11 protein-coding genes are annotated in these 12,536 nt (G+C 74.6%); all 11 read left to right on the forward strand.

Annotated features, from left to right (window positions below):
* A partial coding sequence (locus tag ACLU3S_RS32030) for a phosphopantetheine-binding protein (RefSeq protein ID WP_413955479.1) occupies positions 1 to 267 on the forward strand: 267 nt, incomplete at its 5' end.
* Positions 264 to 4,709, forward strand: coding sequence for a non-ribosomal peptide synthetase (locus ACLU3S_RS32035; RefSeq protein WP_413955480.1), 4,446 nt, complete (start codon positions 264 to 266; stop codon positions 4,707 to 4,709). The genes ACLU3S_RS32030 and ACLU3S_RS32035, both read left to right, overlap by 4 nt.
* Positions 4,710 to 4,862: 153 nt before the next feature.
* The gene (locus ACLU3S_RS32040) at positions 4,863 to 5,762 is read left to right on the forward strand and encodes a class I SAM-dependent methyltransferase (protein ID WP_413955481.1); all 900 of its coding nucleotides are present in this window, start codon (positions 4,863 to 4,865) and stop codon (positions 5,760 to 5,762) included.
* On the forward strand, positions 5,759 to 5,962 hold the full coding sequence (locus ACLU3S_RS32045) for an MbtH family protein (RefSeq protein ID WP_413955482.1): 204 nt from the start codon (positions 5,759 to 5,761) through the stop codon (positions 5,960 to 5,962). Before ACLU3S_RS32040 ends, ACLU3S_RS32045 begins: the two co-directional genes overlap by 4 nt.
* Before the next feature lie 77 nt (positions 5,963 to 6,039).
* Positions 6,040 to 6,456: an aspartate 1-decarboxylase gene (panD, locus tag ACLU3S_RS32050; RefSeq protein ID WP_413955483.1), complete on the forward strand. Its 417-nt coding sequence runs from the start codon at positions 6,040 to 6,042 to the stop codon at positions 6,454 to 6,456.
* Positions 6,453 to 7,277, forward strand: a complete 825-nt coding sequence (locus tag ACLU3S_RS32055) for a thioesterase II family protein (protein ID WP_413955484.1) — start codon at positions 6,453 to 6,455, stop codon at positions 7,275 to 7,277. The genes panD and ACLU3S_RS32055 overlap by 4 nt, the downstream gene beginning before the upstream one ends.
* Positions 7,278 to 7,402: 125 nt before the next feature.
* A complete protein-coding gene (locus ACLU3S_RS32060) occupies positions 7,403 to 8,245 on the forward strand; it encodes a proline hydroxylase (protein ID WP_413955485.1) in 843 nt (280 codons plus the stop codon).
* Positions 8,246 to 8,249: 4 nt separating this feature from the next.
* A complete protein-coding gene (locus ACLU3S_RS32065; RefSeq protein WP_413955486.1) occupies positions 8,250 to 8,993 on the forward strand; it encodes an SDR family NAD(P)-dependent oxidoreductase in 744 nt (247 codons plus the stop codon).
* Positions 8,994 to 9,122: 129 nt separating this feature from the next.
* On the forward strand, positions 9,123 to 9,932 hold the full coding sequence (locus tag ACLU3S_RS32070; protein ID WP_413955487.1) for a phytanoyl-CoA dioxygenase family protein: 810 nt from the start codon (positions 9,123 to 9,125) through the stop codon (positions 9,930 to 9,932).
* The gene (locus tag ACLU3S_RS32075) at positions 9,929 to 11,044 is read left to right on the forward strand and encodes a zinc-binding dehydrogenase (protein ID WP_413955488.1); all 1,116 of its coding nucleotides are present in this window, start codon (positions 9,929 to 9,931) and stop codon (positions 11,042 to 11,044) included. The genes ACLU3S_RS32070 and ACLU3S_RS32075 overlap by 4 nt, the downstream gene beginning before the upstream one ends.
* Before the next feature lie 111 nt (positions 11,045 to 11,155).
* Positions 11,156 to 12,536, forward strand: a 1,381-nt coding sequence (locus ACLU3S_RS32080) for a beta-ketoacyl synthase N-terminal-like domain-containing protein (protein WP_413955489.1), incomplete at its 3' end; no start/stop codon positions are given.

Below are 12,536 nucleotides of genomic sequence, written 5' to 3' on the forward strand. Positions count from 1 at the left end.
GGCCGGCCCGGCCCCGACGACCCCGTCACCCGCATCGCCGTCCTCTGGCAGGACCTGCTCGGCATCGAGGGCATCGGCCCCGACGACGACCTGTTCATGCTCGGCGGCGACTCCCTCAACGCCTCCCAGCTGATCTCCCGCGCGGGCCGCCTGTTCGGCGCCGAGCTGCCGCTGGAGGAGTTCCTGGACGAACCGACCGTACGGCGGATGGCGGAGCTCGCCGTCCGCGCCCAGACCGACGACACTGCCGAGGCGGTGGAACAGTGACCACCCAGACCATCGAGACGACGGCCCAACCGGCCGCCGGCCCGGACGAGCGGGCCACCGGCGGGGCGGCGGAGCCCGAACCGCTGTCGTTCGCCCAGCAGCGCATGTGGTTCATGGAAGAACTCGTGCCGGGCACCGCCCTCCAGAACATCCCGCTGGCCGTGCGGCTCACCGGGCCGCTCGACCTGGACGCCGTGCGCGGCGCGTTCCGGGCCGTGGTGCGCCGCCACGACACCCTGCGCACCTCCTTCGGCGTACACCGGGGCAGCCCCGGCCAGACGGTGCTGCCGCCCGAGGCCGCCGAACCCGACGTACCGCTGGTGGACTTCACCGCCGGGGACGAGCGGACCCTGGCCGGGTGGCTGCGCGAGCAGGCCACCGAGCCCTTCGCGCTGGACCGGCCGCCGCTGCTGCGCGCCGCCGTGGCCCGGCTCGCCGAGGACGAGCACGTGCTGGCGCTGACGGTGCACCACATCGTCTGCGACGGCTGGTCGCTGGATGTCCTGGTGCGCGAGTTCAGCGCCGCCTACACCCGCCTCGTCACCGGCGCCGGCGGACCCGAGCCGGCCCCGCCCGCCGTGCGCTACGCCGACTTCGCGCGGCGCCAGCGCGCACGCTTCGACGCCGGCGAGTCGGCCGGCGACCTGGCGTACTGGCGCGAGCGGCTGTCGGGCGGGCTGCCCACCCTGGAGCTGCCCACCGACCGCCCCCGCCCCGACGAGCCGGGATACCGCGGCTCCCGGGTCCGGCGCGGCCTGCCCGAGGCGCTCGTCGAGCGGGTGGCCGCGTTCGCCAAGTCCCGCGGCGTCACGCCGTACATGGTGCTGCTCGCCGCCTACGGCGCCGTCCTGCAGCGCTGCACCGGGCAGGAGGAGATCCTGGTCGGCACCCCGATCGCCGGCCGCACCGACCTCGACACCGAGGAGCTGATCGGGCTCTTCGTCAACACGCTGCCGCTGCGCCTGGACCTGTCCGGCGACCCCGACTTCACCACCCTGGTGCGCCGGGTGCGCTCCACCGCGCTGGGCGCCTACGCCCACCAGGCGCTGCCGTTCGAGAAGATCGTCGAGGACCTGCGGCCGGACCGGGGCAGCCATCTCACCCCGCTGTTCCGCACCATGTTCGTGCTGCAGAACGCCACCACCACCGCCCTGGAGCTGCCCGGCCTGGCCGTGCAGACCGTCGAGACGCACAACGGCACCTCCCGCTTCGACCTCCAGCTGATCGTCGGCCGCCGTGCCGAGGGCTGGGCGGCCACCCTGGAGTACGACAGCGACCTGTTCGAGCGCGGCACCGCCGAGCGCATGATCGATCGCTACGTCACCCTCCTGGAGGGCGCCGTGGCCGCACCGGACACCCGGCTCGCCCGGCTGCCGCTGCTGAGCGGCACCGAGCGCCGCCGGGTCCTCGAAGTCGGGCGGCGCGCCCAGGACTTCCCCGTCACCGAGTGCCTGCACGAGACGTTCGCCCGGCACGCCCGGCGGCGGCCCGGCGCGATCGCCGTCACCTGCCGCGGCGAGCACCTGACCTACGCCGAGCTCGACGCGCGGGCCGAGGCCCTCGCCGTGCGGCTGCGCGCGGCGGGCGTGGGCCGCGAGAGTCGCGTCGGCCTGTTCCTGGAGCGCTCCCTGGACACCGCGGTCGCGATCCTGGGCGTGTTCAAGGCGGGCGGCCAGTACGTCCCCATGGACCCGCTGTACCCGCCGGCCCGGCTCGCCCGCATCCTCGCCGACGCCACCCCGCACGTGCTCATCACCCACGCGTCGCTGCGCGAGGCGCTGCCCGGGCACGACGGCCACCTGCTGGTCCTGGACCGGCCCGAGCTGCCGTTCCCGGACCCGGCCCGGCCGGTGCCCGAGCGGGACCCGGCGCCGCTCGCCCCGGACAACGCGGCCTACGTCATCTACACCTCCGGCTCCACCGGCACCCCGAAGGGCGTCCAGGTCAGCCACGCCACCGTGGCCCGGATGTTCGCCGCGATGACCGCCACGCCCGCCTACGACTTCGACGAGCACGACGTGTGGCCGATGCTGCACTCCTACGCCTTCGACGTCTCCGTCGTGGAGATGTGGGGCGCCTGGCTGCACGGCGGCCGGCTCGTCGTCGTACCCGTGGAGACCGCGCGCGACCCGGAGGCGTACTACGCCCTGGTGCGCGAGGAGGGCGTCACCGTCCTCAACCAGACCCCGTCCGCGTTCGTGCACTTCGCCGCCGTGGACGCCCGGCACGAGCCGGACGAGCTGCCGCTGCGGGCCGTCGTCTTCGGCGGCGAGGCCCTGGAGTCCGGCACGCTCGCCAGCTGGTTCGAACGGCACGGCGACCGCTCGCCGCGCCTGGTGAACATGTACGGCATCACCGAGACCATCCACGTCACCATCCGCGAGATGACCGGTGAGGACGTCCGGCAGGGGCGGCGCAGCCCGATCGGCCGGCCGATGCCCGACATGGAGCTCTACGCCCTCGACGAGCTGCTGCAGCCGGTGCCGATCGGCGTCACCGGCGAGCTGTACGTCGGCGGCCCCGGGCTCGCCCGCTGCTACTTCGGCGACCCGTACAAGACCGCCGACCGGTTCGTGCCGCACCCCTTCGCCGACCGGCCCGGCGAGCGCCTCTACAAGAGCGGCGACCTCGCCCGGATCACCGCGCGCGGCGAGTTCGAGTACGTCGGCCGCGCCGACCACCAGGTGAAGATCCGCGGCTACCGCATCGAGACCGGCGAGGTCGAGGCCGCCCTGCTGGACCACGAGGACGTGCACGCGGCCGTCGTCCGGCCGCAGCCCGGCGGCGACGGCGAACCGCGGCTGTACGGCTACGTCACCCTGGAGCCCGGGGCCCGCACCGGCGACGGCCCCGAGGAGATTGCCCTCGCGCTGCGCGCCCACGTCGCCGACCGGCTGCCCGCCTACATGGTGCCCGCCGCGGTGGTGGTCCTCGACGCCCTGCCGCTGACCGTCAACGGCAAGGTCGACCGCAAGAGGCTGCCGGTGCCCGAACCGGTGCGGGCCGCCGCCCGGATCGCGTTCACCGCGCCGCGCACCCCCACCGAGGAGCGGGTCGCCGCGGTGTGGCGTGAGCTGCTCGGCCTCGACGCGGTCGGCGCCGACGACAACTTCTTCGACCTGGGCGGGCACTCGCTGCTGGCGACCCGGCTGGTGTTCCGGCTGCGCGAGGAGTTCGCCACCGAACTGCCGCTGCGCGTGCTGTTCGCCGAGCCGACCGTCGCCGGGGTCGCCGCCGTCCTGGACGAGGCCGGCGCCGGCGAGGCCCCGCCCGAGGCGCCCGTCGCGGCCATGCGCGCCGACATCCGGCTCGGCGACGGCATCACCGGCTTCCCCGCACCGAAGCGGCCGGGCGGCGTCGACGACATCCTGCTCACCGGCGCCACCGGCTTCCTCGGCGCCTTCCTGCTCGACGAGCTGCTGCGCGCGACCGGCGCCACCGTGCACTGCCTGGTGCGGGCGGAGGACGAGGCGGGCGCCCAGCGGCGGCTGGAGAGGACGCTGTCCGGGTACGGCCTGTGGGATGCGGCCCGCGCCCACCGCGTCCGGGCGCTCGCCGGCGACCTGGCCGCGCCCCGCCTCGGCCTGGCCGACGACGCCTACCGGGCGCTCGCCGGCCGGATCGACGCCATCTACCACGCGGGCGCCGCCGTGAACCTGGTGCTGCCCTACGAGGAACTGCGCGCCGCCACCGTCGACGGCACCCGCGAGGTGCTGCGGCTGGCGACCGCGTCCGGCCGGGCCGCCGTCCACCACGTGTCCACCGTCGGCGTCTTCGCCGGACCCCCGGCCGACGGGTCGGCCGTCGCCGAGGCCGCCGTCGCCGGGCCGCCCGGGCTGCTGCGCCAGGGCTACACGCAGAGCAAGTGGGTCGCCGAACAGCTCGTCGGGCTGGCCCGGGAGCGGGGCGTGCCGGTCACCGTGCACCGGCCCGGCCGCATCTCCGGGCACACCGCCACCGGCGCCTGCCAGAGCGACGACCTGCTGTGGCGGGTGGTCAAGGGCTGCGTCCAGGCGGGAGCCGCCCCGGCCGGGCTGACCGCCGAGGCCGACCTGGTGCCCGTCGACTACGTCGCCCGCGCCGTCGTCGCCGTCGCCCAGCGGCCCGAGGCGCTGGGCGGCATCCACCACCAGGTCAACACCCGGCCCCTGTCGCTCGCCGAACTCCTCGGGCACGTCCGGGACTTCGGCTACCGGCTGGAGGAGATCCCGCTGCCCGAGTGGGTCGAGCTGATCAAGGCCGACCCGGAGAACGCGGCCTATCCGCTACTCAGCCTGTTCGACCCGGCCGGCGGCGGCTTCACCGCCGTCCGCTTCGCCGACGACGCCACCCGGGCCCATCTGGCGGGCACCGGCATCGCCTGCCCGCCGCTCGACGCGGACCTGATCCGCACCTACCTGGGCTGGTTCGCCCGGTCCGGCTATCTGCCGGCGCCCCGCTGACCACCCGCCGCACCGCCTTCCGCCGGGAAACAGCCCGCCGGGAAACAGCCCGCCAGGAAATTCCCGACCAAGAACTCCCGACCAAGAACTCCCGACCAGAAACCCCCGACCAGAAACCCCCGACCAGAAACCCCCGACCAGGAAAGAAGACCCATGGCCACCGTGACTCCGCCCACCGCCGACGACCTCGCCGCGACGCCCGGCGCGGACCTGGAGCGCCCGTCCTCCTACTACCAGCCCGGCGAGCACCACGCCCCCGAGAACGAGATCCACCGGCTGCGCCAGCAGGTCGCCGCCTCCTGGCACAAGGAGGCCCGCATCCTGCGCGAGTTCGGCCTCACCGACGACTCCGACATCCTCGAGATCGGCTCCGGCCCCGGATACATCACCGAGCGCCTGCTCCAGGAGGTCCCGGACGGGACGGTCACCTGCCTGGAGCTCAACGAGGACCTGATCGAGCACGCCCGCGGCCACCTCACCCCGGCCCGCCCTGGCCAGCTGACGCTGGTGCAGGGCTCGGCGCTGGAGAGCGGGCTGCCCGACGACTCCTTCGACCTCGTCCACGCGCGGCTGGTCCTGCAGCACGTGCCGGGCACCCCGGACGCGCTCGCCGAGGCCTACCGCGTGCTCCGCCCCGGCGGCCGGCTCGCCGTCATCGACGTCGACGACGCCCTGTGGGGGCTGCTGCACCCGCAGCCCGACCTGCCCGAGTTCGACGAGGTCGTCCGGCTGCGCATCGAACTGCAGGCCAGCCGCGGCGGCAACCGGCTGATCGGCCGGGAGCTCGGGCAGCTGATGCGGGCCGCCGGGTTCACCGACATCAAGGTCGAGGCCGTCGCCATCTCCAGCGAGGAGGTCGGCATGGACGTCCTCGCGCCCCAGCTGAACATCCGCTCGCGCACCCACGCCATGGTCGCCGTCAACCCGGCCGCCCAGCGCCCCTGCGAGATCGTCGCGGACGCCATGGACGCGTTCGTGGCCCGCCCGGACGCCTCCATGATGCTGGTGTTCTTCATGTTCTCCGGCACCAAGCCGGGCGGTGACGCCCGATGAGCGCCGCCACCGGCACCACCTGGGCCGTCGTCGTCAACGACGAGGAGCAGCACTCAGTCTGGCCCGCCGACAGCGCACCCCCGGCCGGCTGGCGCACCCTCGGCTTCACCGGCAGCCGCGACGCGTGCCTGACCCGCATCGCCGCCGAGTGGACCGACCTGCGCCCCGCGGGCCTGCGCCGCCGCATGGGCGCGGCCTGACCGCCCCTTCGCGTCCACCCGTTCCCCGCAAGGACCCCGTTCCGCCCAGTTCCGCACGGACACAGGAGACGACCCACATGTACCGGACCATGTTCAAGTCCAAGATCCACCGGGCCACGGTGACCCAGGCCGACCTGCACTACGTCGGCTCCGTGACCATCGACGCCGACCTGATGGAGGCCGCCGACCTGCTGCCCGGCGAGAAGGTCGACATCGTCGACATCGACAACGGCAACCGCCTGTCGACGTACGTCATCGAGGGGCCGCGCGGCACCGGCGTGCTCGGCATCAACGGCGCCGCCGCCCGCCTGATCAGCCCCGGCGACCTGGTCATCGTCATCGCCTACGCCACCGTCACCGACGCCGAGGCCCGGGAACTGGAGCCGCGCGTGGTGTTCGTGGACCGCGACAACCGGGTGCTGCACCAGGGCTCCGACCCGGCCGAGGTGCCCGAGGGCGCCTCGCTGCTGCGCGGCGACCTCGTCGCCTCGTGATCGGCGCCGGACTGCCCGCCGCCGGGCGGGCGCTGCCCCTCGACCACCCCGGGCCCTGGCTGCGCCGCTACCACGGCCGGCCGCCCCGGGCCGCGGCCACCCTGGTCTGCCTGCCGCACGCCGGCGGCTCCGCCAGCTTCTACTACCCCTGGTCCGAGGCCCTGTCCGCCCGGTACGACGTGCTCGCCGTGCAGTACCCGGGCCGCCAGGACCGGCACCGCGAGCCCTGCCTCACCGACGTGGGCGCGCTCGCCCGGGCCATCGCCGCCGAACTGGCGGCGACCGTGCCGGCGGACCGGCCGCTGGTGATCTTCGGGCACAGCATGGGCGCCGTCGTCGGCTTCGAGACGATCCGGTGCCTGGAGCGGGCCGGCGCGGCCCGCACCCCGGACCTGTTCCTCGCCTCCGGCCGCCGGGCACCCGCCCTCAGCCGCGACGACGGCATCCACCGGCTGCCCGACGCCGAACTCCTCGCGGAGCTGGGGCGGCTCGGCGGCACCGACGTGCGCATGCTCGACGACCCCGAACTGGTCCAGCTCGTCGTGCCCGCCGTGCGCGCCGACTTCACCGCCGTGGAGACCTACACCCCCGAGGACGGCGCCGTCGTGCGCTGCCCGGTCGTCGCCCTGCTCGGCGACAGCGACCCGCGCGTCACCGCCGAGCAGGCGGCCGCCTGGCGCGATCACACCACCGCGGAGTTCGCCCTGCGGATCTTCCCCGGCGGCCACTTCTACCTCGGCGACCACCAGGCAGCGGTACTGACCACGGTCACCGCGCACATCGACGCACTGCAGGGTCAGGGGCCGTCGACAACGGCCTAGGGGCGGCATAGGGGTGTGGCCGCCAATCGCCCCCTCGTACGGTCGATTCACCGGACAAACCAACGGACGACGAATCGCCGCGAAGACGAGAAACCCTGTTCCTTGAGCAATCATCTGGAGAAAACGTGGGAACAGCCACCGCCCCGGCGCGGGAGAATGTCAGCAGTAATCAGACCCCCATCTACGTCCTCTTCGACGTGGAAACCGTCGAAACCCCCGAGAAACTGACGCGCGACCACCTCGTCCGGCTCGCCGCCGGCACCCTGGCCGCCGTCGTCGTACGGAACTTCGGCGCCCCCGAGGAGTGCGCGGGCGTCCTGCGCGGCCTCGACACCTGCCCCATGGGCTCCTACGACGAGGAGATCGTCGTCCCCCGGATCCCCAAGCTGGGCCCGGCCGCCTACGACCACTACGACGCCCACGGCCTGGGCGGCGCCTACTGGCAGGACGCCGAGGTGTCCGCCCGGCACCGGGCCGTCCTGCTCGACGGCGGCGACCCGCTGCGTCCGGCCGTGGACCGCATCCGCGGCGCCTGGGGCGGCGCGATGCGCCCCGCCACCGCGCAGGGCCGCGAGATGTACGCCGGGATGATCCGCGAGACCACCGGCGGCATGAAGATGCACTGGGACGAGATCGGCCGCGAGATGCCCGGCACCCTCGACGAGCCGGTCATCGCCCAGCTCGGCTTCAACTGGTATCTGTCCATGCCGGAGGCGGGCGGCGCCACCAGGATCTTCCGCCGCCGCTGGCTGCCCGGCGACGAGGCCTACCGCGACGGCTACGGCTACGCCGAGGAGCTGGCCGAGCGCGAGCCGAACGTCCTGGTCACGCCCGGCGCCGGCGACGCGGTGCTGTTCGACCCGCGCAACTACCACGCGGTGCGCGGCAACGAGGGCCCCGGCCGCCGGGTCGCGCTGTCGTTCTTCCTCGGCGTCACCGCCGACGGCACGCTGACGTACTGGTCCTGACGCCATGACCGCACGGCGCACAGCGGTGGTCAGCGGCGGCACCCGGGGCATCGGGCTGGCCCTCAGCCTGCGCCTCGCCGACCTGGGCCACCACGTCTACGCCCTCTACCGCGGGGACAAGGCCGCCGCCGACGAGGCGGCGGCCGCCGGCGGCGGCCGCATCGAGCCGGTGCGGCTGGACGTGGCCCGGCCCGAGCAGGTGCGGGAGGGCTGCGCCCGGATCCTCGCCGCCGGCGGCGCCCCCGAGGTGCTCGTCAACAACGCGGGCGTCAACCGGGACCGGCCCTTCCTGGACCTCGACGACGAGGACTGGGACGAGGTCCTCGCGGTCAACCTGTCCGGGCCCTTCCGGCTCACCAGGGCGCTGGCCCCGGCGATGGTCGCGGCGGGCGGCGGCTGCGTCGTCAACGTGGGCGCCACCACCGCGATCCGGCCCCGGGCGAACGGCGCGAACTACTGCGCCGCCAAGGCCGGACTGCTCCAGCTGACCAAGTGCCTGGCCCTGGAACTGGCCCCGGCCGTCCGGGTCAACGCCCTGATCCCCGGCTTCACGGACACCCCCGAGGTCGTGGAGCGCTACCGCCTCGACGATCCCGCCCGCCGTGCGGACATCCTCCGCACGATTCCCGCCGGGCGCATCGGCGCCGCACAGGACGTCGCCGATGCGCTGGAATTCCTGGTGACCGCCACGAGCTCCTATGTCACCGGCCAGCAGATCATCGTCGACGGCGGGAACTTCATGGGATAGCGGGGCCGGCCCAGAAGGCCGGCCCCGCCCCCGGAACGCGGCAGCCACCGCGTTTTCTCCCCGAATTCCCGGACCCAGTCCGGCACTCACCTCACACCAGACTTCCGGTACGTCCGGAGAGGAATTCCCATGCGCCTGACCAAGGAACAGATAAACCGTTACCACGAGGACGGATTCCTGCTGCTCGACTCCCTGCTGTCCACCGACGAGGCCGCCCTCCTCGCCGAGGCGTTCGAGCGCGACGCGCTCGTTCCCGGCCCGCAGCGGGTGGTCGAGGAGGACGGCGAGCGGGTCCGCGCCGTCTACGCCTCCCACCGGCGCCAGCCGGAGTACGCCGGCCTGATCCGCGACCCGCGCCTGCTCGTGCCGGTGCAGCAACTGCTCACCGAGGACGTCTACATCTACCAGTTCAAGATCAATGCCAAGCCGGGCTTCGGCGGCGAGAAGTGGGCCTGGCACCAGGACTACGTCGCCTGGCGCATCGCCGACAACCTGCCCGCCCCCCGCCAGGTCAACGTCGCCCTCTTCCTCGACGCCGTCGACGAGTTCAACGGCCCGGTCATCTTCCTGCCCGGCTCCCACCGCTCCGGCCTGGTCAACGACACCCGCCGCGCCACCCGCTCCGAGCAGCACCTCGACCCGGACGACATCGCGCTCACCGCCGAGCAGCTCTCCGGCCTGGTCGCCGAGCGCGGCATGGTCAGCCCCAAGGGACCGGCCGGCTCGGTGGTGCTGTTCTCCTCCGAGATCGTGCACGGCTCGGCGCCCAACATGTCGCCGTTCCCGCGCCGGCTCGCCATCATGACGTACAACGACACCGCCAACCTGCCCAGCTGGCCCGGCGAGCCGCGGCCCGAGTACGTGGTCGGCCGGGACACCGAGCCGCTGCGCCCGCTGGACACCACCTTCCTCGACGCGCTCGAGGGGGCCCTCGTATGAGCCGCGTCGGACAGCGGGCCCGCGCGGTCGTCCTGGAGCGCTTCCAGGAGCCGCTGCGGCTGCGGGAGTTCGAGGTGCCCGAGCCGCCCGCGGGCGGCATGGTCGTCGGCTGCCGCCACGGCGGGATCTGCGGCACCGACCTGCACCTGCAGCAGGGCCACCTCGCCATCCCCACCCCGCTGGTCCTCGGCCACGAAGGCCTCGGCACGGTCGAGGAGTTCGGGCCCGGCACCCCGCGCCGGGACGCCGCCGGTACCGCGCTGCGGCCCGGCGACACGGTGATGTGGGCCTCCTCCATCGCCTGCGGCACCTGCGTGCCCTGCCGGCTGCACCGCGAGCCGACCCTGTGCGAGAACCGCCGCACCTACGGCGTCAACCGCGCACTCGCCGACGGCTCGGAGCTGGCCGGCGCCTGGGCCGAGGCGATCGTGCTGCACGAGGGCGCCACCGTGGTACGACTCGACGACGGCGTCGACCCGCTCGCCGCCATGGCCTTCGCCTGCGCCGGCCCCACCGTCGTGCACGCCCTGTACGAGCGGCGCCCGGTGCGGCTCGGGGAGACCGTCGTCGTCCAGGGCGCCGGCCCGGTCGGCCTCGCCGCCGCGGCGCTCGCCCAGCTGGCCGGTGCCGCCCGGGTGATCGTGGTGGGCGGCCCGGCGGGCCGGCTCGACCTCGCGGCCAAGGCCGGCATCGGCGACGTGCACATCGACATCACCGGGCCCGGCGGCGTCGAGGCGGCCCTGGACCGGGTGCGCGCCGAGACCGGCGGGCGCGGCGCCGACCTGGTGATCGAGTGCGCGGGCGTGCCCGCGGCCGTGGCCCAGGGCCTGACGCTCGCCCGGCGCGGCGGCTCGTACCTGATCATCGGCCAGTACACCGACGCCGGGGACACCCGGCTCAACCCCCACCAGATCGTGTACCGGCAGCTGGACGTGGTCGGCTCCTGGGCGTTCACCGGCGCCCACCTCACCGAGTACGTACGGCTGCTGCCGGCCCTCACCGCCCGCTTCGACCTGAGGGGACTGGTCACCTCCTTCCCGCTGACCGAGCACGAGGCGGCCCTGCGGGCGGTCGCCGACCAGACGGTGCTGAAGGCGGTCCTGTCCAGCTGACCCGGCCGGACCGGCGTCCTCCCGCACGCCCACCACCGCAGCCGCACCACCGCAGCCATGCCCACGACAGCCAAGGGGACACGAGTTCAGATGCGTACACAAGAGGGGACCGTGAGCCCCGCACACGGTGTCGACGACGAGGCCGTCGCCGTCGTGGGCCTGGCCTGCCGGGTCGCGGGCGCCGACTCCGCCGAGGAGTTCTGGCGGCTGCTGGCGAGCGGCACCGGCGCCGTCACCCGGGACGAGCGCACCGGGCGCTGGGCCGGACGGATCGCGCACAAGGACCGGTTCGACGCGGCGTTCTTCGGCATCTCCCCGCGCGAGGCCGCCGCCATGGACCCGCAGCAGCGGCTGATGCTCGAACTCACCTGGGAGGCGCTGGAGGAGGCCCGGATCGTCCCGGCCGACCTCGGCGCCACCCGCACCGGCGTGTTCGCCGGGATCATCAACGACGACTACGCCACCCTGGTGCGCCGCACCGGCCCGGCCGCCGTCTCCGGCCTCACCGCCACCGGGCTGCACCGCGGCATGGTCGCCAACCGCGTCTCCTACCTGCTGGGCCTGCGCGGCCCCAGCCTGACCGTCGACTGCGCCCAGTCCTCCTCGCTGGTCGCGGTCCACCTGGCCTGCGAGAGCCTGCGGCGCGGGGAGTCCACGCTCGCCCTCGCCGCCGGCGTCAACCTGATCCTGGCCGAGGAGAGCACCCTCGGCATGGAGCGCATGGGCGCCCTGTCGCCGGACGGCCGCTGCCACACCTTCGACGCCCGTGCCAACGGCTACGCGCGCGGCGAGGGCGGCGCCGTCGTCGTCCTGAAGCGGCTCGCCGACGCCCTCGCCGACGGCGACCGCGTGCACTGCGTCATCCGCGGCGGCGCCGTCAACAACGACGGCGGCGGTACGAGCCTCACCGCGCCCGAGCGCGCCGCCCAGGAGGACGTGATCCGGGCCGCCCTGCGCCGGGCCGGTCTCACCCCCGGGGACATCGGCTACGTCGAGCTGCACGGCACCGGCACCCCCGTCGGCGACCCCGTCGAGGCCGCCGCCCTGGGCGCCGTGCTCGGCACCGCCCGGGGCGACGCGGGCCCGCTCCGGGTGGGCTCGGCGAAGACCAACGTGGGCCACCTGGAGGGCGCGTCGGGCATCGTCGGCCTCGTCAAGGCGGCGCTCTGCCTCGCCCACGGCACCGTCCCGGCCACCCTCAACCACGACACCCCGCACCCCGGCATCCCGCTGGACCGCCTCGGGCTGACCGTCCCCACGAGCGCCGTCCCCTGGCCGGCCCGTCCGGGCCGCCCGCGCCACGCGGGCGTCAGCTCCTTCGGCATGGGCGGCACCAACTGCCACCTGGTCCTGTCCGAGGCCCCCGCGCCGCGGCCGGAGGCGGGCCCGGCACCCCAGGCACCGGGCGCGGTCCCGCTGCCGCTGTCGGCGCGTTCCGAGGGGGCGCTCAGGGCGCAGGCGGCGCGGTTGCTGGAGCGGTGGTCGGCGCATC

Source organism: Streptomyces sp. AF1A (assembly GCF_047340315.1).
Lineage (GTDB): Bacteria > Actinomycetota > Actinomycetes > Streptomycetales > Streptomycetaceae > Streptomyces.

What these genes read in the sequence shown, in the direction of transcription:
- ACLU3S_RS32040 (WP_413955481.1), top strand. Translation starts at nt 4,863, where the DNA reads ATGGCCACCGTGACTCCGCCCACCGCCGACGACCTCGCCGCGACGCCC.
- ACLU3S_RS32075 (WP_413955488.1), top strand. Translation starts at nt 9,929, where the DNA reads ATGAGCCGCGTCGGACAGCGGGCCCGCGCGGTCGTCCTGGAGCGCTTC.
- ACLU3S_RS32070 (WP_413955487.1), top strand. Translation starts at nt 9,123, where the DNA reads ATGCGCCTGACCAAGGAACAGATAAACCGTTACCACGAGGACGGATTC.
- panD (WP_413955483.1), top strand. Translation starts at nt 6,040, where the DNA reads ATGTACCGGACCATGTTCAAGTCCAAGATCCACCGGGCCACGGTGACC.
- ACLU3S_RS32045 (WP_413955482.1), top strand. Translation starts at nt 5,759, where the DNA reads ATGAGCGCCGCCACCGGCACCACCTGGGCCGTCGTCGTCAACGACGAG.
- ACLU3S_RS32065 (WP_413955486.1), top strand. Translation starts at nt 8,250, where the DNA reads ATGACCGCACGGCGCACAGCGGTGGTCAGCGGCGGCACCCGGGGCATC.